The following is a 22583-nucleotide window of genomic DNA, read 5'->3' as shown; positions in this document are numbered from 1 at the left end:
TTGCGCCGGGAAGCCAGTCTGGCCTAAGGGGCGGCAGACAGGTATATTTTAATGCTGCGGCGGCTTCTTTCTTCTTTCATGCCCCAACGGGCGCAGGTTGCGCCGGATGGGTCGATCCCTCCGGGGCAGCGCGTCTATGCGATCGGCGATATTCACGGGCGGCTCGACCTGCTCGATGACCTGCTCGCGCGAATCGAGCAGGACCGGCTTGCGCGCGGCCCGGCAGAGACGACGATCATTTTTCTGGGCGATCTGGTCGACCGCGGTCCCGATTCTGCACAGGTGGTGGAACGACTCAGGCAATTTCGTCCCGGCGACGCGACCGTCCGCTTCCTGCTCGGTAATCACGAGGAGGTGTTCCTGAAGGCGCTGGCGGGCGAAAAGAATGCGCTGCCCTTCTTCATCCGAATCGGAGGCAAATCCACCGTCCTGAGCTACGACATTACCGAAGCCGAATATCTCGAAGCGGATTACGTGGCATTGCAGGAGCTGCTCCAGGCGCGCGTCCCACGCGAGCATGTCGATTTTCTGTCCAGTTTCGAAGATCTTATCGTGATCGGGGACTATGCGTTCGCCCATGCTGGCGTCGATCCGACCAGCCCGTTTGCCGACCAGAAGTCCGCCACGCTCCGGTGGATTCGCGACGAGTTTATCAATCATCGCGGGTCGCTTGAAAAGATCGTCGTGCATGGACACACTATCAGCGATTCCGTCGAGGAACGATCGCATCGGATCGGCATCGACACAGGGGCCTATGCCTCGGGTCGCCTTACCGCGCTGGGACTTGAGGGTTCGACCCGCTGGTATCTTGAGACCAGTTGACGCCGCCATAAAAATTTAACACTCTTCGCTCAGGAGGCGGCGTGCTGTCTCTTGTCACGAACATTTAGCCGCAATCGGCGGATTTCGTGGGAACAGAGTAGCATAGTAGATGTTCAGGGAGCACTGGGCGGCGCTCTTTTGGTTGTTTGCGGGTTGAGATCGACGCGCGAATCTGCCATAGCCCCCAGGCAACTAAGGTTGTTTGATAAGAGGGAGCAGAAATAATGCGGTTCGCAAAGTTGATGATGGCCGTGGCGGCCTGTTCGCTTGCAACGACTCCGGCGCTCGCTTCGTCGGCATCGGCAAAGCTGTCCGTCTCGAAGGCCGCTGCTGCGCGGACTGCGACGCCGGCGGGTGAAGCCAACGAGCAGGCGGGTTTTCCCTTCCTGATCGTGTTCGTGGTGATTGCAGTCGGCCTCGGCATCTATGCCGCGACCAGCGGTGACGATACGCCCGACAGCACGTAATTCGGTCTGCCGATGGCAATTAGAATGGCGGCCCCGGTGGCCGCCATTTTTTTGTTCGAACGATTCGCACCGGCCTACGGCGGGATCACCACCTATTCGCGAATCTCGCAGAGATCGACCACCGGGTGATCCGGCGCGGTTCCTGCCGAAACTAATCAGCGGAGGATGTCCCGAATCGGGATCAAACCGCCCATGTCGGGCAGGGCAGCAGCACGCCCACGCATTCCGGACACGGCCGCAGCGCCGACCAGAACCTCGTCCTAAGTGCTGAAGCTCCCGACGCGCCTAGCCAATGAGCGTGCGTGCAAACTCACGGACGGCCGGGCCAATGTCGTCGCGCTTGAGCGCGAGCGCGAAATTGGCCTGAGCGTATCCGGCCTTGTCGCCGCAATCATAGCGCATCCCCTGGAATGTCACCCCGTGGAACGGCTGGTCGCCGATCATCCGCGCCATGGCGTCGGTCAGCTGGATCTCGCCACCTGCGCCGGCCTCCTGCGTCTCCAGAACCCGCATCACTTCAGGCTGAAGAATATATCGTCCAATCACCGCGAGATTCGACGGCGCGGTACCGGGCTTCGGCTTTTCCACGAGACCGCGCACCTGAGTCAGCACGCCGTCGCGTTCGCCCGGGGTGATGACGCCATATTTGTCGGTCTGCGAGTCGGGCACTTCCTGCGCGCAAATGAGGTTACCCCCACTTTATTATAGGCCGCGACCATCTGCTTGAGGCAGCCCGGCTGGCCCACCATAAAATCGTCGGCGAGCAGCACGGCGAACGGCTCATCGCCGACGATGTCGCGCGCGCACCAGACCGCGTGACCCAGGCCCATTGGCTCCTGCTGGCGCACATAGGCAATCGCGCCGGGCTTGAGCCGCGTCGGCTCAAGAACGTCCAGCGACTTGCCGCGCGACGCCATGGTCGCCTCAAGCTCATAAGCGATATCGAAATGATCCTCGATCGCGCTCTTGCCGCGACCGGTGACAAAGATCATCTGCTCGATTCCCGCCTCGATCGCCTCGTCCACCGCATATTGGATCAGCGGGCGATCGACGACCGGAAGCATTTCCTTGGGCATTGCCTTGGTCGCGGGCAGAAAGCGCGTTCCAAGCCCCCCAACCGGGAAAACGGCCTTGCGAAGCGGTTTGAACGTCATTCCGGTGTCTCCTGGCAGCGCGCATAGCTGAAGTGGGACATAGAACAAGGGGCGGAATTAGGTTAGGGGCGCGGCAAGCCAAAAGGGAAATCCTGCGCAATGAATGACCTGACCCAACGCCGCGTTCTTGTCACCGGGTCGGCGGGGTTTGTCGGATTTCACACTGCGAGCTTGCTTCTTCAGTCCGGAGCCAAGGTGCTCGGGATCGACAATTTTACACCCTATTACGATGTCTCGCTCAAGGAGCGGCGCAACGCGATCCTCGCCAACCACCCCAATTTCGAGCTGGCCCGCATCTCGATCGAGGACGCACCGGCACTTGAGCAGGCGTGGCGCGATTTCGCGCCGGACGCGTTGATCCACCTCGCGGCTCAGGCCGGTGTCCGCTACAGCATCGAGCAGCCGGCGGGGTATGTCGGCACCAATATTCTTGGCACGTTCAACTTGTTCGAACTGGCGCGGCACAATCCGGTCCGCCACTTTCTCGCCGCGTCGACCAGCTCGGTCTATGGCTCGAATACCGCGATGCCGTTCGACGAGCTGCAACGCACCCAAACACCGATTAGCCTCTACGCGGCGACCAAGGGCGCGACCGAACTGATCGGTCACAGCTATGCCCATTTGTTCGGCATCCCGATGACCTTCTTCCGCTTCTTCACGGTCTATGGACCTTGGGGTCGGCCCGACATGGCGCTGTTCAAATTCGCCGATGCGATGCTGCGCGACGCCCCGATCGACGTATTCAACAATGGCGAGATGAAGCGTGATTTCACCTATATCGACGATCTGGTGCGTTCGATTGTCGATTTGCTCACCGTGGTGCCCGGCAAGGAGCCTGTAATGCATGACAGCCTGTCCCCTGTCGCGCCCTTTCGGGTCGTCAATATCGGCGGCGGCAAGTCGACCTCGCTGACAGAGTATATCGCCGCTCTCGAAGCAGCGATGGGCAAGGCCGCGCGCAAGAATTTCCTGCCGATACAGGCAGGCGATGTTCCCGCGACCGAGGCCTCGCCCGAATTGTTGCGCGCCCTGATTGGCCGCGTGCCGGAGACTACGGTGCGTGCGGGCGTCGCTGCGTTCGTGCGCTGGTATCTGGATGAGATGGCAGGATCCGCGTCGTAACTGCCTAAAGATGTATCGGCCCGTTAACGTCGTTCCGCTAAGGACCCGTTCATGAGGAATCCAGCAAAGATTTTGACGATTTTCGGCACCCGACCGGAGGCGATCAAGCTGTTCCCCGTCGTTCATGCGATGCAGCGCGTATCGGGCCTGGACGTCCGAACCTGTGTCACGGCACAGCACCGTTCGCTGCTCGATCAGGTTCTGGCGATCGCCGGAATTACCCCCGATATCGACCTCAACGTCATGGAACCGGGGCAGACGCTCGATCGCCTCACCGCCCGGCTGCTGACCGGGCTCGGGGAGGTCATGGATGCCGAACGCCCCGACCGCGTCGTCGTTCAGGGCGATACCGCGACGGCGATGGCCGGCGCGCTGGCCGCCTATTTTCGCAAGATACCGGTCAGCCATGTCGAGGCGGGCCTGCGTTCGGGCGACATCTGGCAGCCCTGGCCGGAAGAGGTGAACCGTCGCATCGTCGCGACCATGGCGGACCAGCATTTCGCACCGACCCAGACCGCTGCGGATGCGCTGCTGCGTGAAAATGTGGATCCCGCCAGCGTCTTCGTCACCGGAAATACGGTGATCGATGCGCTGTTGGCGACCCGTGAGCGCATCGCAGCGCACCCTGACCTCGCGACTGCGCTCGACCCCATTCGCGAACGGCTCTCAGGCAAGCACGTCGTCCTGGTCACAACGCACCGCCGCGAGAATTTCGGAGACGGGATGGAGTCGATCGCGCGGGCAATATCGCGCATCGCCGAACGCCCCGACGTGGTGGTGCTGTTTCCGATGCATCCCAATCCCAATGTGGTCGCGGTGATGGATCGGGTGATCGGCGGTCGGCCGAACATATTGCGGATCGACCCACTCGACTATCCCAACTTCATCCGTGCGCTGGAGCTGTGCCATCTCGTTCTGACCGACTCGGGCGGCGTGCAGGAGGAAGCACCTGCATTCGGAAAGCCGGTGCTGGTCATGCGCGAGACGACCGAGCGCCCCGAAGGCGTTTCGGCGTGGACCGCCAAGCTGGTCGGCACCGACACCGACCGGATCGTTTCCGAAATCTCAACCCTGTTGGACGACAAGGACGCGTATCAGGCAATGGCGCGCGCGCACAATCCGTTCGGCGACGGCCATGCCTCGGCAAGAATTGCGAAGGTCGTCGCGCATGGATTCGGATACTCAGCTTAAAGTTGCCGTCCTCGGTCTGGGCTATATCGGCCTCCCGACCGCCGCAGTGATCGCGCGGACGGGCGCGATGGTGCTGGGCATCGATGTATCCCAGCGCGTCGTCGACACCGTCAATTCCGGCCGCGTCCATATCGAGGAGGTCGACCTCGACGGCCTTGTCTCCGGCGTTATCGCACGGGGGACGTTGCGCGCATCGATCCAGATCGAACCCGCCGATGTCTTCGTGATCGCGGTTCCGACCCCGTTCGCGGAGAATCACGCGCCCGATATCGGCTACGTCCTGAAAGCGGCCACCACGGTCGCGACGGTGGTGAAGCCGGGCGATACGGTTATCCTCGAATCGACATCCCCGGTCGGCACGACCGAGAAGGTCGCCGAATTGCTCAGCCAGCTCCGCCCCGACCTAAAAATTCCAGGACATTGCAGCGGCACTTCCGACATCGCGATCGCCTATTGCCCCGAGCGTGTTTTGCCGGGCCGGATTCTGGTCGAACTGATCGATAATGATCGTGTCATCGGCGGCGTCACGCCCCGTTGCGCCCGCAAGGCACTTCAATTCTATCGCCGCTTCGTACGGGGCGCGTGCGTCACCACCAGCGCGCGCGCGGCAGAAATGACCAAGCTGACCGAGAATGCATTTCGCGACGTGAACATCGCCTTTGCAAACGAACTCTCGATCGTCGCCGACGGGATGGGGATCGATGTGTGGGAGGTGATTCGCCTCGCCAATCGCCATCCGCGGGTCAACATCCTCTCGCCCGGTCCCGGAGTCGGCGGCCATTGCATCGCCGTCGACCCCTGGTTTCTGGTCGCCGCAGACCCACAGAATACACCGCTCATTCGCACGGCACGCGAGGTAAATGACGGCAAGGTCGCCTTTACGGTCGCGCGCGCCGAAACGCTGATCGCGCAACTCTCCGACGCCCCCATCGCGTGCCTCGGCCTGGCGTTCAAGGCGAACATCGACGATTTCCGCGAAAGCCCGGCGCTGCATGTCGCGGAAGCGATCGCAGCGCGTCACGGGTCGCGCGTGCGGATCGTCGAGCCTTACGCCTCGCGACTCCCCGCCGCGCTCGCCGAAAGCGGCGCGAAGCTTACCGACATCGATACCGCGCTTGAAACCTGTCCGATTCTAATCGTGCTGGTCGATCACGACGTCTTCAAGTCGATCCCCCTCGAAGAGCGGGCCAACAAGCTCGTGTATGACACGCGCGGGATCTGGCCGGATCAGCCGTCGGCCGACAAGAGCTTTCGATTGCGCTCTGTCCGAGCAGGCTAAGTACGTCGGCTTCCGCGTGAGCGACGTAACCCATGCTGAAACGCTTTGATCGTGGCGAGCACCCCGTCCGCCAGTTGCTTGCGGCAAATCAGCAGGTCGGGGAGTTCACGCGCAGGACGGTTGTAAACGATCGGGGTGCCGTCAATCCGCGAGACGTGGAGACCCGCCGCCAGCGCCACCGCCGCCGGGGCACAGTTATCCCATTGATATTGTCCGCCCGAATGGAGATAGATTTCCGCCTCACCCATCACGACTGCCATCGCCTTCGCTCCTGCCGAGCCCATCGGGATCAACGACGCTCCCAACATATCGGCGACTGCACCGCATAGGCGGCTCGGCCGCGTGCGACTCACGAGCATCCGCGGAACTCCGCTCGCCGGACGCAAGGCCGGAGGCGCATCGGTCGCGAGCGTCACGCCCCGACGGGGCAACGCGACCGCGCCGACCGCCGCCACGCCATCAATCGCCAGACCGATATGGACCGCCCAATCGTCCCGCCCTTCGGCAAACTCACGCGTCCCATCGAGCGGGTCGACGATCCAGACGCGCGGCGCACCAAGCCTCAATGGATCGTCCGCCGATTCTTCCGAAAGGATCGGATCATCGGGTCGCTTGGAAAGCAGCATGTCATGGATCAGACGGTTGGCGTCGCGATCCCCTCGTGCGCCATCGGCCCCATCGTCCTGAATTTTCAGCAGCAGCGCCGCCGCCGCGTCTGCGACAGAGCGGGCGAGTGATGCGTCATCCATAGACGTCGGCGTCTGGATATCGATCACGGATCAGTATTTTCGGATTTCGCGCCGTTTCGCCTCCGAGTGGCCCGACATCCGGCGCTTTTTCCAGTAGCGCCGTCGGCGTGCCATGATCGCCCAACCCGCGACCAACGCGACCCCGATCGCGATCAGAGCATAAGCTATAAATTCCCGGCCTTCCACTTCGACCAACACCGACACTCCATGAACTCGTACCGTGGCCAATCACAGCACTGGAGCCCAGATACCGACGACCTGTTCGATGATCAATTCGGCGGCTGCCTCCGGTGTCACAATCTGTGTATCGATCTGAATCTCCGGATTGATCGGCGGCTCATACGGGCTTGAAATACCGGTGAAATTCGCAATTTCCCCGGCCCGCGCTTTTTTATAGAGTCCTTTCACGTCGCGGCGTTCGGCATCCTCCAGCGGCGTATCGACAAAGATTTCCAGAAACTCGCCCTCAGGCAGCATCCGCCGCACCAGCTCCCGCTCGGCGCGGAACGGCGAGATGAAGGCGGTGAGGACGATCAGCCCCGCGTCGCACATCAGCTTCGCGACCTCGCCCACGCGGCGGATATTCTCGATCCGGTCGGCATCGCTGAAGCCCAGATCCTTGTTGAGCCCGTGGCGGACATTGTCGCCGTCGAGCAGGAAGCTGTGCTTGCCCATCGCGTGCAGCTTCTTTTCGACCAGATTGGCGATGGTCGATTTGCCCGATCCCGACAGGCCGGTGAACCACAACAGGCGCGGGTGCTGCCCCCTTTTGCGCGGCATGCGCTTCGCGGGTGATCTCCAGCGCCTGCCAATGGACATTCTGCGCCCGGCGCAGCGAGAAGTTGAGCATCCCCGCCGCCACGGTCGCATTGGTCAGCTTGTCGATCAGGATGAAGCCGCCAAGGTCGTGGCTTTCGGCATAGGGTTCGAACACGATCCCGCGGTCGGTATAGACCTCCGCGACGCCGATATCGTTGAGGCTCAGCGTCTTCGCGCTCAACTCGGCCATGGTGTTGACGCAGATCACGTGGCGCGGCGGCTGGACCGTTGCGCTGACCGTCTGGGTGCCGAGCTTGAGCCAATAGGCGCGGCCGGGGAGCAGTTCTTCCTGATCCAGCCACACGATCGTCGCCTGGAACTGGTCGGCAACCTCGGGCGGGGCATCGGCCGCGACGATCACGTCGCCGCGCGAGCAATCGACCTCGTCCGCCAGTGTCAGCGTCACGGACTGGTCGCGCCCCGCCTCCGTCAGGTCACCGTCATAGGTGACGATCCGCGCCACGGTGCTGGTGCGGCCCGAGGGGAGAATTCGCACCGCGTCGCCCGGCTTGATCGATCCGCTGGCAATCGTGCCGGCGAACCCGCGGAAATCGAGATTGGGGCGGTTGACCCACTGCACCGGCATGCGGAACAGGCGCGCCTCGCCCTCCCCGCCGACCGGCACGGTTTCGAGATGCTCGATCAGCGCGGGGCCGCCGTACCAGGGCGTATTGCCGCTGGGGCCGGTGATGTTGTCGCCCTTAAACCCCGAAATCGGGATCGCGGTGAAGTCGGTAATCCCGATGCTGTCGGCAAAGACGCGATAGTCGGCGACGATGCCGTCGAAAATCGCCTGATCGTATCCGACCAGATCCATCTTGTTCACCGCCAGCACGATGTGACGGATGCCGATCAGATGCGCGAGGAAGCTGTGCCGCCGCGTCTGCGTGAGCACGCCCTTGCGCGCGTCGATCAGGATGACGGCTAGGTCGGCGGTCGACGCGCCGGTGACCATGTTGCGCGTGTACTGCTCATGCCCCGGCGTATCGGCGACGATGAACTTGCGCTTCTCGGTTGCGAAGAAGCGATAGGCGACGTCGATCGTGATCCCCTGCTCGCGCTCGGCGGCGAGGCCATCGACGAGGAGGGCGAAGTCGATCTCCTGCCCTTGCGTTCCCACCCGCTTGCTGTCGGCCTCAAGCGCGGCGAGCTGATCCTCGAAGATCATCTTCGAATCATAGAGCAGCCGCCCGATCAGCGTCGATTTGCCGTCGTCCACCGAGCCACAGGTGATGAAGCGCAACAGCGATTTCGACTGGTGCTGTTCGAGATAGGCGGAAATGTCGGACGCGATCAGCGCGTCGGGGCGGTAGCTGGAGGACATCAGAAATAGCCCTCCTGCTTCTTCTTCTCCATCGACGCCGCCTGATCGTGATCGATCGCCCGCCCCTGTCGCTCGCTGGTTGTCGTCAGCAGCATCTCTTGGATCACATCGTCGAGCGTCGCGGCCTCGCTCTCGACCGCGCCGGTCAGCGGATAGCAGCCGAGCGTGCGGAAGCGGATCGAGCGCATCACCGGTTTCTCACCATCGAGCGGGAAACGGTTGTCATCGACCATCAGCGTGAGCCCCCCGCGAACTACGGTCGGGCGCAGCGCGGCGAAATAGAGCGGGACGATCTCGATCCCCTCGGCGCGGATATATTGCCAGATATCCAGCTCGGTCCAGTTGGACAGCGGGAAGACGCGGATGCTTTCGCCCTTGGCCTTCTTCGCATTGTACAGCCGCCAGAGTTCGGGCCGCTGCGCCTTGGGGTCCCAGCGGTGGCTGGCCGAGCGGAAGCTGAACACGCGCTCCTTGGCGCGGCTCTTTTCCTCGTCGCGCCGCGCGCCGCCGAACGCCGCGTCGAAGCCATATTTGTCGAGCGCCTGCTTCAGCCCCTCGGTCTTCCACATGTCGGTGTGGAGGCCGCCATGGTCGAACGGGTTGATCCCGCGCGCCACCGCCTCGGGATTGTGATGGACCAGCAGCTCCATTCCGGCATCGCGCGCCGCCTTGTCGCGCAGATCGTACATCGCGCGGAATTTCCAGGTCGTGTCGACATGGAGCAGCGGGAACGGCGGCGGCGCGGGGAAGAACGCCTTCTTGGCCAGGTGCAGCATTACCGCGCTGTCCTTGCCCACCGAATAGAGCATCACCGGCCGTTCGGCTTCGGCCACCACTTCGCGCAGGATGTAAATGCTCTCGGCCTCAAGCCGGGCGAGATGTGTGAGGGATTCCATAGGCGGCCATCTATGGACCATGCCCGCGCTCCGCGATCTAGTATTTGTTTACGCTCCCGTATGCGCGACATCTTGATCAGCCGCCACCGAGCGCGCCCAGCGCGCCATCGCCGGTCGCCAGGTTCTTAGTGCGGCATTCCTGCAAAGGGGCAGGCACGCCCGCCTTGTCCATCCGCGCGGTATCGCTCGCCCAGCTTTCCGGCAGGAACAACCGCAAGCTCAGCATGAGCGGAACTTCGCCCGAAGCCAGCGTCACCGGCACCAACGTCTGACAGTTGGCATTCTTGCCGAACGCCGTAGCATCTTGCGGCGCGACGCCAACCGAGGCCTTCCCCTTCTTAGGCAAGGCAGTGTCGTCGATGATCAGCCAAGCTTCATCGCCACCAACCAATTTTCAGCTTGATCCCACAAGGTCGCGTCCAGCGGCGCGCTGTCCCACAAACCGGCCCCGATGAAATGATGTAGCCGGCATAGGAACTGGCGTCTGACCGGGCCGCTATGGGCTGGATGCTTTTGCGATCACCTGGCCCAATCAAGCCGGCAATATAGGCCGGACACATCCGTCGCCGCGTCTTGTGCTCAGACCTTCCAGATACGGGGCAAGCCACCGCTCCAGATCCGCCTTCCAGTCCTCGTCCATCGCAAGCCTCCGTCAAGCTGGCTCCCCATGAATCACGCCAGCCGCACCATGGGAATTCCAAAAATCAGGTTTCTGCCAAAGTATTGCTAGGTGTTTAGTCCCGGCATTTGATGGTGCGGGTTTGATGTGAAGCGCTGGGGCTCTGATGTCCAGCATTTGCAGATGTATTCGTAGGGTGTGAGGCCGCGTAGCGTTTTGAGCCGACGCGCGTAATTGTAGGCGTTGATGAAGTCGTGGAGGTGGGCGGTCAGCTGGACGTGGCTGTCGTAATGGTAGCGCTTGACCGTCGCTTCCTTGATCGTCCGGTTCATCCGTTCGACCTGTCCATTGGTCCAGGGGTGCTTGATCTTGGTGAGGCGGTGCTCGATCCCGTTCTCGCGGCAGCGCATGTCGAACATGTGGGTGATGTATTGGGCCGTTGGCCCCTCCGCGTAACGCGGCGGGAACGTGAACTGGATGCCGTTGTCGGTCAGCACGGTGTGTATCTTGTAGGGTACGGCTTCGATCAGGGCGACGAGGAAGGCCGAGGCTGATGTCCTGCCGGTCTTGGTGACGAGCTGGACGAACGCGAACTTCGAGGTGCGGTCGATGGCGACGTAGAGGTAGAGCTTGCCTTCGGCGGTTCGCACCTCGGCGATGTCGATGTGGAAGTAGCCGATCGGGTAGGTCTTGAACTTGCGCTTGGGCTCCTTGTCGCCGGCCACCTCGGGCAATCGGCTGATTCCGTGTCGTTACAGGCAGCGGTGCAACGACGAGCGTGTCAGATGTGGGATTGTCGCCTGCAACGCATAGAGGCAGTCGTCGAGCGGCAGCAGCGTGTGTTTGCGGAACGCGACGATGATCGCTTCCTCTTCGATGCTCAGCACGGTGGAATGAGGCGCCTTCGGCCCGGTTGGCAGATCCTTGACCGCCGTGCGTCGCTTCCACTTCGCCACGGTCTTCTGGTTGATGCCGTGACGCTTGGCGAGAGCCCTCAGGCTCTCTTGACTATGTTGTATCGCTCGACGGACCGCCGCTGTCGTGCGGGCGCTCCCCGTGTAGAATCTGTCCCATAGCGCATCCCTCCACTCGTACGCGGTCAAGACACTTCTCTCGTTCGAGAGCTTCCTCAACCTCGCCGCCACACGCCTATGATTGAAGTCTTTGTCAACAGGGCCTAGCAGACAATCGATCAGATGCGTGAGTTTGACCATAAAAGCGCTGCTCGATGAATTCGAAGCAGCACGCTCACTCCAAGTAATCAAACTTCAAATCCGTCCTTCGCCTCACTCCGCGAGCTTCGATACTTTATTCAGCGATGCGATCGCATCGGCGATAGCTCAAACCGCCTATTTCGATCCATTACTTTGACCCGTAGCCGGTAATGACAATATGGACTGTTTTCGCGACAATCAGGGCGTCGAGCCAAGGTGAAAAGTGTTTAATATAGTAGAAGTCATATTCGAGCTTGCTCTTGACTTGGCCTAGATCCGCGACATGCCCCTGATTGACTTGAGCCCAGCCGGTCACCCCCGGCGGCACGATATGGCGATAACGGTAGAAAGGCAGCTCTGTTTCATACCAGCGTGACAGCACCTCAGCCTCCGGACGCGGGCCGATCCAGCTCATCTCACCGCTAATAATGTTGAGGATCTGCGGCAGCTCGTCGATGCGGGACCGGCGAAGAAAGCGGCCGAGCCGGGTGATCCGCGCGTCATTTTCCTTGGTGATCGCGCCGTCTAGTGCCTCACCGCTAAGTTGCGCATGGGTCATGGTCCGAAATTTTGCGACCCGAAACGGCTGCCCGCGCGATCCGATGCGCACCTGCCGGAACAAGGCCGGACCCGGTGAGTCGATCCGGATGGCGAGCGCGACCGCCAGAAGAAACGGAAGCAGCAGGATCCCGACCAGAACCGCAGCGATGAGGTCGATCACGCGGCGCAGACGGAGATAGGCGAGAAACGGAATCAGCGAACCAAAGCTGTTTTCCGACAAATGTTCGATCTCGACCCGCCCCGTCACCGATTCTTGGAGCTGCTTGACGTGGAACACGGGTACGCCGTCTAGAGCGCAATCGGCGAGAAACGATTCCCATTCGTCATCCAGATCAGCGCGGAAATCCGCGACGAGCAGATCGTAGCGCGAGGGCGCCTGGGGACGCTCAAGCCAGTCGATCCGGAAATGGTCGATATCGGCGAGCGCCGACACCTCACCGGTCGGCACCACGCCGACGCGAAGCGGCGGGCCGCGCTCGATCATGATCTGCACCAAATACAGCCAGACCAGGGTCCCCATGCCGCTCGCGACGAACAAGATGCGGCTGAAGTCGAGGCGCAGGAGCAGAAACATCGCGAACGTCATGCCGAAGCCGACCAATGTGATCGGCAATACGAAAAAGGCACCGCTGATCCGCGGATAGACGACGATATTGCGCAGCAGATAGAGCGTGAGCAGGCACGCGCATGCATTGCCCGCTGCGGTCAGCTGAACCAGTTCGGAGACGTCGCTATGGGGAAGCGCCAGCAGCGCCATTGCCATCGGCAGCACCACCGCGATCAGCAACAGCCCGACGGACTGCGTGCGCAAGCGCGACCAGAACCGGACATCCGAATGTTTGCTCGTCCGCCTCGGACTATGCATGGTATACCGCCCCCAACCCGTGACGCCGCCTTACATCCCGGCCCACGATCAATAAATAGCCGATATGGATTTAGTCTGAATTCAGAGACTTCTCAGACCGAGTCCCGCTATGGTCCAGCCCGCGGCGGGTGGCCGCGCGATGCAGCCATTCAAGATAGGCGACCGCCGCGCCGCTCCCCTCCTCGGGAGCCCAGGGTGCCAGATTCTTCGCCGCCAGCGGATCGAAAGGGCCCTGCTTCACCTCGAACAGGACTGATCCGGGCGCTTTCGCGATCACCGTATGCCACTGACCATGATCGAGTTCGACCCCGATGGAGAGGTCGGGTGCCGCCCCGAAATGCACGATCCGTTCGATCCCACCTTCCGCATCGAACGCGATGAGCGCAAACGCGCCGCGGACGCCGATCAGGCATTCGCGCTTGGGATCGCTCAGGTGTCGATGTGGCCGGATATAGCTGTCTGGCTCGATCCCGTTGAATAGCCGCTGGACGGGGTCTGCATACTCAGCATGGATATTGAAGTGCTGGCGCCGCCGTGCCGACCCGCGCGCGCGCGAAACCAGATCGGCGACGAAGTTGGGCGAGAAATCGGCCAGCGCCATGTCAGTTCCCCAGCTCCTCGATCCAGCCCTCGAGCTTGTTGACCAGTTGCGCCCGGTCGAACTCGCGCTGGCAATAGGCGCGCCCAGCCTGTCCTATTTCCGCGCGTCGTTCGACCGGCATCGCCATCAGGGTGCGCACATTCTCTGCCAGCGCGGCGGCATCGCCCGCCGGGCCCGCCACACCGCCGCCGGATTCGGCGATCACTCGCGCGCCCTCCCCGTTGAGCATCGCGACGACCGGCTTGCCCGATGCGAGGTAGCTTTGCACCTTGCCCGGAATTGTCAGGCTCCAGATCGGCTCGTCGCGCAACGACACGAGCAGCGCGTCGGCGGCGGCGAAGAAGGAAGGCATCCGCTCGATCGGATAGCGTCCGGCGAAGATCACTCGACCCTCCAGCCCCCGTCGTGCGACTTCCTCGCGCGCGTCGGCCCCGGCCCGCCCGTCCCCGACGATAATCCATCGAAGGTTCGGTTCGTCGCGAAGCAGGTCCGCAGCGGCGATGATGACCGGAATGTCCTGTGCTTGGCCCAAATTCCCGGCGAACATGACCTTGAACATCCCCTGCCATGGGGCAAGCTCGCCTGCCGGTTCGGGTTCACCGCCGCTGGTCGAGAAGACGGGCTCGGGCCAGCCGGGAAAGTAAAGGATCTTCTCGTCGCCGCCTGCATAGCGCGCGACATTGGCGTAAAGGCGCGCGACTGGACCAGGATCCTGTCGCAGCGCTTGTAGATCATCCGCACCATTGCGCCGACCAGTGACAATAGGCACCGCGACTTCACCACGCCGATCGCGGACAGCGTTTCCGGCCACAGGTCGAGCACCCACATCAGGACTGGTGCCCGCTTGCGCCAGCCGAGCCACAGCGCGGGAATTGCCGAGGTGATCGGCGATGTCTGGAACACGAAAATCGCGTCGAATTCCTGTCCTCGCAGGCGCGACCCGCCAAGCAGCAGGCCGCTGACCACGAAACTCAAATAGTTAAGAAGGAGCCGAAGACTGGAGCCACCGCGCGGGATGATCGGCACCCGGTAGACCGGCGCACCTTCGAACCGCGCAAACGCGGCCGGGTCCGCCGCATAGGCGGGGAAGATGCTGCCGTCGGGATAGTTGGGCTCTCCCGTCAGGACAGTCACCTCGTGCCCCCCGGGCGATCAGCTCGGAAGAGAGGTCATTGACGCGGAAATTCTCAGGCCAGAAATATTGACTGAGGATCAGGATGCGCATCGGCGTCAGTCGTATTCGCGCCAGACCACCCGCTTCACATAGTCGGTGTAGCTGTGGATGATCCGAACCACCTTTTCGGAGACGTTCGGCATTGAATAGTCGGCAACTAGCCGCAACGCGCGATCCTCGCCCCGCGCCTGGCGGTCGATGAGTGCCAACGCCTGCTCCACGCGCTCGACGTTGAGCCCGGTCATGATGACGGACGCTTCCTCCATGCCCTCGGGCCGCTCATGTGCCTCGCGAATGTTGAGCGCAGGAAAGTTGAGGATCGACGATTCCTCGGTGATCGTACCACTGTCCGACAGCACGGCGCGCGCCGATTTCTGCAGCCGGACATAATCGTGGAAGCCGAGTGGCTTGAGGAGCCGGACATTTTCATGAAAGGCGACGCCCGCTGCGGCGATCCGGTTGCTGGTGCGCGGATGCGTGGAGACGATCACGGGGGCGTCGCGGCTCTCGGCGATGCGGTTCAGGACCTCGACCAGCTTGAAGAAGGTGCGGTCGGACTCGATGTTCTCCTCGCGATGCGCGCTCACGACATAATAGCCCCGCTCATCGAGGCCCAGCCGGTCGAGCACGTCCGATGCGTCGATCCGATCCATATAATGTTGCAGCACCTCGAACATCGGGCTGCCCGTCTTGATCACCATGTCCGGCGAAAGCCCCTCGCGCAGGAGATAGTCGCGCGCGATGGTGCTGTAGGTCAGGTTGATGTCCGCGGTGTGGTCCACGATGCGCCGATTGGTCTCTTCGGGAACCCGCGCGTCGAAACAGCGGTTGCCCGCCTCCATGTGGAAGATCGGGATCCGGCGGCGCTTCGCTGGAATGACCGACAGACAGCTGTTCGTGTCGCCCAGCACCAGCAGCGCATCGGGGCGCACTACCTGGAGAAGCGAATCCATCGCGATCAGGATGTTGCCGATCGTCGCGGAGGGCGCGCCCGCCGCGCTGTTCAGGAAATGGTCCGGCTTGCGGATCCCCAGGTCGTCGAAGAAGACTTGGCTCAGCTCATAGTCGTAATTCTGGCCGGTATGGACCAGCACATGCTCGCAATCGGAATCGAGCCGCGCAAGAACACGCGACAGCCGGATGATCTCCGGCCGCGTGCCGACGACGGTCATCACCTTCAGCTTCTTCATGCCGTCAGACCTTCAATGCGATGGTGTCGGGGCGGGCCCGGTCGAAAATCTCGTTCGCCCACAGCATGACGATCAGTTCGTCATCGCCGATATTGGTGATGTTGTGAGTCCAGCCCGGAATCGTCTCGACGATCCGCGCCTCGCCGCCCTTCACGACCACCTCGTGCCGCTCGCCGGACAGGATGTGGCGAAAGCCGAAATGCGCGGTGCCCGCGATGACCAAGAACTTCTCGGCCTTGGTGTGGTGATAGTGGTCGCCGCGGGTAATGCCGGGTCCGGCCGTGAAATAGGAGAACTGGCCGGCATCGGGGGTCTTGAGCATTTCGACGAACACCCCGCGCGGATCGCCATGCACCGGCACAGTATAATCGAACGCTTCGGTCGGCAGATAGCTGAGATAAGTCGAATAAAGCGCGCGAATCAGGCCCGTACCCACGCGCGGCGACACCAGCGATCCGCGGCTCTCGGGAAAGCCGCAGATCGCATCCGCCACTGCACCCACCGTGGTCGCATAGGCCGGATCGACTTTGCGATAGCCGGTCGCGACGTCCGACCCGTTCAGCAGGGCAATGAAGTGATCAACGACGTCATCGATATAGACAAGGTTGAGCGGCGCCGACGGATCGTTGACGGCGATTGGCAGGCCGCGTGCCACATTGTTGCAAAAGGTTGCGACCGCTGAATTATAGTTGGGGCGCGCCCATTTGCCGAACACGTTGGTCAGGCGAAACACATACGAGGTCGCGCCGGTCGCCTGGGCGTGCGCGAACACGACATCCTCGGCCTCACGCTTGCTACGGCCATAAGGATTGTCGGCCGCCGCTTGGGTCGAGGAACTGAGCACGATCGGCGCGGTATTCCCGGCCTGTGCCAGCGCGTCGCACAGGTTGCGGGTGAGGCCCGGATTACCCAGCGCAAACTCGCCCTCGTCGCTCGGGCGGTTCACCCCGGCGAGGTGGAACACAAAGTCCGCTTCCTGCGCTGCGGCGCGCAGCGCGTCGGCACCGTCCTCTCGCCCGATCTGGATTACCCGAACCGCGTCGCCAAGCTCGCCCAGCCGAACGCACAGATTGCGGCCGACAAAACCACGCGCTCCGGTGACAATGACCGTTTTCATACCTGCGCTTCCATCGACACCCCCTCGCCCCGCTGCACGCGGACGATGAAGTCGAGCTTGAGCAGCAGGGCCTTCATGCCCTCGACATCCAGCCGGTGGGTGTTGTGCGAATTATATTCCTCGCCGTGGCTCAGCCGCGCCTCGCCCTGATCGACGAACTTGTCGTAGTTGAGGTCGCGGGCATCGGGGGGAACGCGGAAATAATCCCCCAGGTCCTCGGCGACCGCACGCTCTTCCTTTGAGAGCAGCGATTCGTAGAGCTTCTCGCCATGCCGGGTGCCGATGACGCCAACCGGGTGGCTGGGCTTGTCGATCAGCTGCTTGAGCGCTTCGACCAGCGTCTCGACGGTCGCGGCGGGCGCCTTCTGGACGAAAATGTCGCCATTGTTACCGTGCTGAAACGCATAGAGGACAAGCTCTACCGCATCGTCCAGCGTCATCATGAACCGGGTCATTTGCGGATCGGTAATGGTGATGGGCCGATCGCTGACCATCTGGTCGATGAACAGCGGGATCACCGACCCGCGCGAGGCCATGACGTTGCCGTAGCGCGTTCCGCAAATCACAGTTCCCGTACCCTCCAGGTTGCGGGACGCGGCGACCATCACCTTCTCCATCATCGCCTTGCTGATACCCATGGCGTTGATGGGATAGACCGCCTTGTCGGTGGACAGGCAGATCACGCGTCGCACCCCAGCGGCAATCGCCGCCCCCAGCACGTTTTCGGTGCCCAGCACATTGGTGCGCACCGCCTGCATCGGATGGAACTCGCATGAGGGGACCTGCTTCAGCGCTGCGGCGTGGAAGCAATAATCGACTCCGCGCATCGCCGGCACCAGGCTGCGCTCGTCGCGGACATCGCCCAGATAGAATTTGAGCTTGTCGCTGCCATAGCGCTTGCGCATGTCGTCCTGCTTCTTCTCGTCGCGCGAGAAGACGCGAATTTCCTTGAGGTCGGAATCAAGGAAACGGCGAAGCACCGCATTCCCGAAGGAGCCGGTACCCCCGGTAATCAGCAAGGTCTTGTTGTCGAACATCATCCCCCCTCGGGCCGCGACCCGGAAAGCCTCTTACCCGCCCAGCGCCGACCGGACGAGCCGTTCCTTCGCATCAGGCGACGGATAGTTGATCAAAACGGCGCGGTACTGCCCCTTGAACACGAACAGGCTGCCTGCGGCCGCCCCGACGACGCCGACCTTCTCGACCAGGCGCCCGATATCGTCGAGTGAGCCGGCCCCGCCTAGGATCGAGATCGGAATGCGCACCGCGGCGCGCAGCTTCTCGGCCAGCGCGAGGTCATAGCCCTTCATCGTTCCGTCAAGGTCGATCACGTTTACGACGATCTCGCCAGCGCCCTGGCGCTCCATTTCGCGCGCGAACTCGATCGCCTCCAGCTTTCGATTCATCTTTGCGTTGTGCGTGTAGACGTCCCAGCCGGGGAGCAGGCGGCGCTTCTTCACGTCGATCACCACCACGACGCTCTGGCGCCCGACCGCCTCCGCGATCTCGGCGACCAGCGCCGGATTGTCGACCGCCGCAGCACTGATCGCGACTTTCTCGACGCCCAACCCGATGATCCGCTTCGCCTGCTCGGCGGTCTTCACGCCACCGCCATAGCAAAGCGGCATGCGACACTCCGCCGCCCAATGCGCGATGCGGGGATAGTCGGGCTCCGCGCCGGTCACCGTCGCGTCGATATCGACGATGATGAGCTCGTCGCTCTCTTTCTCGTTGAAGATTTTTACCGCGTTGACCGGATCGCCGACATACTTCGGGTCCTTGAACCCGACGGTCTTTACCAGACCCCCTTCGTGAACCAGCAGGCACGGGATGATACGCGGGCGCAGCATGGTCAGAGCGTCGCAAAATTGCGGAGAAGCGCGGCACCGAAATGGTGGCTCTTCTCGGGGTGACATTGCACGCCCCACACATTGTCCCGCCGCACAACGCAGCCGAAATCGCCGCCATAGTTAGCGGTCGCCGCGACATCGGCCGGATCGGCACATTCGAAATAATAGCTGTGCAGGAAATAGAAGCGCGGTGCCTCTTCGAACCCGGCGAACAGCGGCTCGCCTTCGCGCGGCACGACGTCGTTCCAGCCCATATGGGGCAGCGGCAGCGCGTTGGTCTGGAAACGGCGCACGCGCCCGGGGATAAAGCCGAGCCCCTCACCCTCGCCTTCCTCGCTCGAATTGGCCAGCATCTGCATGCCGACGCAGATGCCGACCACCGGCACCTTCTCCTCAAGTGCCTTGCGCTCGAGCACCGGCCGCATGCCCGATGCGTCAAGCAGCTCCATCGCATGGTCGAACGCGCCCACGCCGGGAAGAATAATCCGCTCCGCCTTCTCGAGCAAGGCGGCGCCAGAGACCGCGGTCGCGGGGATGTTCATCCGCTTGTACATATTGAGGAAGGCCCCGATATTGCCGAGGCCGTAGTCGACGATCGTGATCAACGGATGATCGCCCTCTGGATCCCTGCGGCGCGCAGCACCTTTGCGCCCAGGTCGATCATCGTGATGTTGTTCTTGTAGTCGCGATAGGACTTGTTCGGGCCGTTGTGCAGCGTGCGCAGCTCGTCGACGGTGATGCCAAGCTTGGTCGCGATATACTCGAAGTCCTCGGCGATTCGTTCCTCGTCATAAGCGGGCTTGGCGATCCTCTCGAGCGCCTCGGCACGGCTCAGCTGCCCGGTCAGGATCAGGCTGGAGAAATGCGCGCGGCGCTTGTCGAACCCGAACTTGGTCGGCAGCCAATAGCCCTCGTAGAAGCGGGTGAAGCGCGATTCATAGTGCTTGTGCGCGTAGCGCTGCCAGCCGAAGCGGTCCACCAGCTCCTGCATCGCCGCTTCCTTATGATAGGGAACGTGGTTGAGCGGCTTGACGACCCGGACACCCTTCACAAAGCGATAGTAGAGCTTGAACTTGAAAATCCCGGCGAGCGGGAACTTCTTGAGCGGACGGGTCCCGAACTTGCTCTGGATATCGCGGATCTGGCGCAGGTCCGACGCGTGATAGTGCCACTCCAGCGGCTCGCGCACGCATTCGGTCGAGTAGTTCGCGCCGGTCAGGATGTACTTCACATCGTTCTTCGCGGCGAAATTGTAGAGGCCCGCGAAGAAAGCGTGGTCCTGCGGCGTGTCGAGATGCGCCACCTGCGACTTGAAGAACGCGAGCTGCAGATCCCGCATCTCCGGCCAGTCGACCACCTCGGTGAAGAGGTCGAGGTCGAGGCCGTCGACCAGCTTCTCGATATTGTTGACCGCTTCCTGGGAGTTCCACCCGGCATCAACGTGATAGAGCAGCGGACGGAGCCCGAACTTCTCCTTGGCGATGTAGGTGACATAGCTGCTGTCGACGCCGCCACTCAGGCCGATCAGGCAATCATGGTCCTTACCCTTGCCGTCCGCCTTGATCTTCTCGATCTGAGCCATGATCTCGCGTTCGCCGCGCGCATCGGTGTGCCAGTGCGGCAGAATATTCTCATGGTAATTATTGCAGTAATCGCACCAGCCACGTTCGTCGAACGTGATGTTCGAATCGCTCGTGTCCATGATGCAGTTCGCGCAAATCTGGTATTCGCGCGTCGAGGCAGGAGCGTGAAGCATCGGTTTCCGTTCGCATTTCCGTGATACGCGCGCCTGATACAGGCGCGCGCCGAGTGCGCCAAGGGCTAAATGGTGCGTTGCATCACACCGGTTCGAGACGATAGCTGTCCCGGCGGATCGCCTTGATCAACATCAAGCGCAGCGGCGGGGCAATGCGCTCGTCCTTGCCGATCGTCACGTCCGCGACTTTGTAGCCCGCCTCCGCGAACAGCTCGCGCCATTCCTCATGGGAGCGGAACCGCACGCCGACGCCGAAGGTGTTCGCCTTGAACGACGGGACGATGCGCGAGACAAGGTTGCCGATCGCCGACAATAGCCGACTCGACGTGATCTCAAAGATCAGCCTGGGGCTGATTCGGCCGACGAACGACTGATAGATATACTCGTTCACGAACACGGCCGGCACCCGCCCGTGCCAGGCCTTGAGCGCGCGGACCTGGAGCGCGCGCGTCGCGCGCTCGTTCGGTCCAACCAGATGGTGGAGGATCAGGTTGAAACAGGCGATCCCCTCATCCCCCTCGATCTGCGGTGCGAGCGCATCGCCCAGCCGACCTTCGACGCCGTTGCGACCACATGCGTCGATCGAGCCGGGATCCATGTCGATCACGCGCGTGAGGAGGTCGAGCCTGTCGTGCAGCGCACGGGCGAAGAAGCCGCAACCGCCACCCACGTCCACCACCACGCCGCGCGCGGCCCCAGCCGGGACCAGCGTCCCGAAATCGCGCACCTGATCCTCGACGAACTCGTCGTGATAGAATGCCTGGATCTGGTCGACGGCTAGCGTCTTCTGTTCGGTCATCACGTTCATGGCCCCTTCCCCCAGTCGCCGATACACGGAGGGGCGCGGAGAGTCACGCCGCCCACCGCACCGACCGTTTCGCAGCGGCACGACTGCGGCTTCGTGAGCACAAGTCTCGCAGACACCCGGCCAATCTCCAATATTGCCAGCCCCTTACGAAGCGAATTTGGCACGTATTAGAAGTGAGCGATAGGAAGAGGTGTAGGGCATCCTAAGAATAATGTTGCGGCCCAGTATCTTCTTCGCGACGCCTTTGACGAACGACTCGAGTGTGTCGAGTCGGCTTCTTCTGATATCCACGACAGAAAATCCGGCGCGCTCCAAGTATTGAGTGATTTGGGCTTCTCCAGCGAAAACAAGATGGTCTGGGACACCGAGCTCATCTGGGAATTCATTCCTATTCTCGATATCTGCTAGATTACCAGTTTCGACGAAAACTTCCCCACCCGGCGCGAGCACCGCCCGCACATCTCCCAAAAAGGCGTCGAAATCAGGTATATGGGAAAATACATCGACGGTAGATACAACATCTACCTTCGGATGGTCAGCAGACAGATATTGCTGTTTGACGGCGAGACCGCGTGCCTTGGCGGCGTCAGCCTTGGGTTTCATGGGCTCTAGACCCTCGACGACGCTGCCTGGTGGCGCCAATCGGGATACAGCTTCGACAATCTCACCGTAGCCAGCGCCAACGTCTAGCCATCGAATGGGCTGTCCACCTGCCCATTTGTCAGCGAACAAATCTTTAAACTTATTGTAATATGCAGTGACCCGCCTCGGGCTACGACGGGACGTGACAATCAGCCCGCCCGCCTCTTCACCATGCGCGCCTGTTTGCACGGCTTTGTCTATCGCAGCCATTGGCAATCGAGGATTCACATAAAGAAGACGACAAGAGGCACACCGCACCACCCTGAAGCCTATTTCTTCCGCCCAAGGTTCGAATTGTGCACTCTTACAATTCGGGCAGGGAATCGTCTCTAGCTTCGCCGTTGCTTCGCCAACACTGGCCAT

The 22583-nt window shown here is 61.9% G+C and carries 18 protein-coding genes and 5 pseudogenes; 5 read left to right on the top strand and 18 right to left on the bottom strand.

What is annotated here, in order from left to right; all coding sequences use genetic code 11:
• Positions 1-78 precede the first annotated feature (78 nt).
• Together LRS12_RS10790 and LRS12_RS10785 are read left to right on the top strand one after the other, a co-directional pair.
• Positions 79-822 (top strand): metallophosphoesterase, encoded by a 744-nt coding sequence (locus LRS12_RS10790; protein WP_257844579.1) that lies wholly within the window; start codon positions 79-81, stop codon positions 820-822.
• 224 nt (positions 823-1046) lie between these two features.
• Entirely contained in the window at positions 1047-1289 is a 243-nt protein-coding gene (locus LRS12_RS10785; protein WP_257844578.1) for a hypothetical protein, read from the top strand.
• 285 nt (positions 1290-1574) lie between these two features.
• On the opposite strand, the pseudogene galU reads toward LRS12_RS10785, so the two are convergent.
• Positions 1575-2443, bottom strand: a pseudogene (gene galU / locus LRS12_RS10780) (UTP--glucose-1-phosphate uridylyltransferase GalU).
• 99 nt (positions 2444-2542) lie between these two features.
• Between galU and LRS12_RS10775 the strand changes: the two are divergent.
• Genes LRS12_RS10775 through wecC form a run of 3 tightly spaced genes read left to right on the top strand, consistent with a single transcriptional unit; the run spans position 2543 to position 6035 of the window.
• Complete coding sequence (locus LRS12_RS10775; RefSeq protein WP_257844577.1) at positions 2543-3565, top strand: NAD-dependent epimerase/dehydratase family protein; 1023 nt, start codon at positions 2543-2545, stop codon at positions 3563-3565.
• A 51-nt stretch (positions 3566-3616) separates the two neighbouring features.
• Positions 3617-4756 carry a non-hydrolyzing UDP-N-acetylglucosamine 2-epimerase gene (wecB, locus tag LRS12_RS10770; RefSeq protein WP_257844576.1) on the top strand — a complete coding sequence of 380 codons (1140 nt, stop codon included), beginning with the start codon at positions 3617-3619 and terminating at the stop codon, positions 4754-4756.
• Positions 4734-6035, top strand: coding sequence for a UDP-N-acetyl-D-mannosamine dehydrogenase (gene wecC, locus LRS12_RS10765; RefSeq protein WP_257844575.1), 1302 nt, complete (start codon positions 4734-4736; stop codon positions 6033-6035). The genes wecB (LRS12_RS10770) and wecC overlap by 23 nt, the downstream gene beginning before the upstream one ends.
• On the opposite strand, the gene LRS12_RS10760 is transcribed toward wecC, so the two are convergent.
• From LRS12_RS10760 to LRS12_RS10685, 17 genes and pseudogenes are all read right to left on the bottom strand, one after another.
• Positions 6032-6784 carry a 3'(2'),5'-bisphosphate nucleotidase CysQ gene (locus LRS12_RS10760; RefSeq protein WP_257844574.1) on the bottom strand — a complete coding sequence of 251 codons (753 nt, stop codon included), beginning with the start codon at positions 6782-6784 and terminating at the stop codon, positions 6032-6034. The genes wecC and LRS12_RS10760 overlap by 4 nt on opposite strands.
• A 228-nt stretch (positions 6785-7012) precedes the next feature.
• Positions 7013-8927: pseudogene (gene cysN / locus LRS12_RS10755) on the bottom strand (sulfate adenylyltransferase subunit CysN).
• On the bottom strand, positions 8927-9823 hold the full coding sequence (gene cysD, locus LRS12_RS10750; RefSeq protein WP_257844573.1) for a sulfate adenylyltransferase subunit CysD: 897 nt from the start codon (positions 9821-9823) through the stop codon (positions 8927-8929). Before cysD ends, cysN begins: the two are co-directional and overlap by 1 nt.
• A 124-nt stretch (positions 9824-9947) precedes the next feature.
• Positions 9948-10463, bottom strand: a pseudogene (locus LRS12_RS10745) (transposase); the annotation flags it as partial.
• Between the two features lie 86 nt (positions 10464-10549).
• Positions 10550-11516, bottom strand: a pseudogene (locus LRS12_RS10740) (IS481 family transposase).
• Positions 11517-11804: 288 nt separating this feature from the next.
• Positions 11805-13028, bottom strand: coding sequence for a sugar transferase (locus LRS12_RS10735; RefSeq protein ID WP_257844572.1), 1224 nt, complete (start codon positions 13026-13028; stop codon positions 11805-11807).
• 124 nt (positions 13029-13152) lie between these two features.
• Entirely contained in the window at positions 13153-13683 is a 531-nt protein-coding gene (locus tag LRS12_RS10730; RefSeq protein ID WP_257844571.1) for a WbuC family cupin fold metalloprotein, read from the bottom strand.
• Between the two features lies 1 nt (position 13684).
• The gene (locus LRS12_RS10725; RefSeq protein WP_374580788.1) at positions 13685-14230 is read right to left on the bottom strand and encodes a glycosyltransferase family 4 protein; all 546 of its coding nucleotides are present in this window, start codon (positions 14228-14230) and stop codon (positions 13685-13687) included.
• Positions 14231-14412: 182 nt separating this feature from the next.
• A pseudogene (locus tag LRS12_RS20355) lies at positions 14413-14817 on the bottom strand (glycosyltransferase WbuB); the annotation flags it as partial.
• 96 nt (positions 14818-14913) lie between these two features.
• Complete coding sequence (gene wecB, locus LRS12_RS10720) at positions 14914-16047, bottom strand: non-hydrolyzing UDP-N-acetylglucosamine 2-epimerase (protein ID WP_257844569.1); 1134 nt, start codon at positions 16045-16047, stop codon at positions 14914-14916.
• A gap of 4 nt (positions 16048-16051) precedes the next feature.
• Positions 16052-17164 carry an NAD-dependent epimerase/dehydratase family protein gene (locus tag LRS12_RS10715; RefSeq protein ID WP_257844568.1) on the bottom strand — a complete coding sequence of 371 codons (1113 nt, stop codon included), beginning with the start codon at positions 17162-17164 and terminating at the stop codon, positions 16052-16054.
• Complete coding sequence (locus LRS12_RS10710; protein WP_257844567.1) at positions 17161-18201, bottom strand: polysaccharide biosynthesis protein; 1041 nt, start codon at positions 18199-18201, stop codon at positions 17161-17163. The genes LRS12_RS10715 and LRS12_RS10710 overlap by 4 nt, the downstream gene beginning before the upstream one ends.
• A gap of 33 nt (positions 18202-18234) precedes the next feature.
• On the bottom strand, positions 18235-19014 hold the full coding sequence (locus LRS12_RS10705) for an AglZ/HisF2 family acetamidino modification protein (RefSeq protein WP_257844566.1): 780 nt from the start codon (positions 19012-19014) through the stop codon (positions 18235-18237).
• A gap of 2 nt (positions 19015-19016) precedes the next feature.
• Positions 19017-19619: an imidazole glycerol phosphate synthase subunit HisH gene (hisH, locus tag LRS12_RS10700; RefSeq protein ID WP_257844565.1), complete on the bottom strand. Its 603-nt coding sequence runs from the start codon at positions 19617-19619 to the stop codon at positions 19017-19019.
• Positions 19616-20770: an N-acetyl sugar amidotransferase gene (locus LRS12_RS10695; RefSeq protein WP_257844564.1), complete on the bottom strand. Its 1155-nt coding sequence runs from the start codon at positions 20768-20770 to the stop codon at positions 19616-19618. Before LRS12_RS10695 ends, hisH begins: the two co-directional genes overlap by 4 nt.
• Before the next feature lie 82 nt (positions 20771-20852).
• Complete coding sequence (locus LRS12_RS10690; RefSeq protein ID WP_257844563.1) at positions 20853-21578, bottom strand: hypothetical protein; 726 nt, start codon at positions 21576-21578, stop codon at positions 20853-20855.
• 144 nt (positions 21579-21722) lie between these two features.
• Complete coding sequence (locus LRS12_RS10685; protein ID WP_257844562.1) at positions 21723-22583, bottom strand: bifunctional 2-polyprenyl-6-hydroxyphenol methylase/3-demethylubiquinol 3-O-methyltransferase UbiG; 861 nt, start codon at positions 22581-22583, stop codon at positions 21723-21725.

Source organism: Sphingomonas sp. J344 (assembly GCF_024700005.1).
In the GTDB taxonomy this organism is placed as follows: Bacteria; Pseudomonadota; Alphaproteobacteria; order Sphingomonadales; family Sphingomonadaceae; genus Sphingomonas.
Note: the sequence above shows the minus strand (reverse complement) of the source record. Positions and strands in the feature narration are given on the sequence as shown.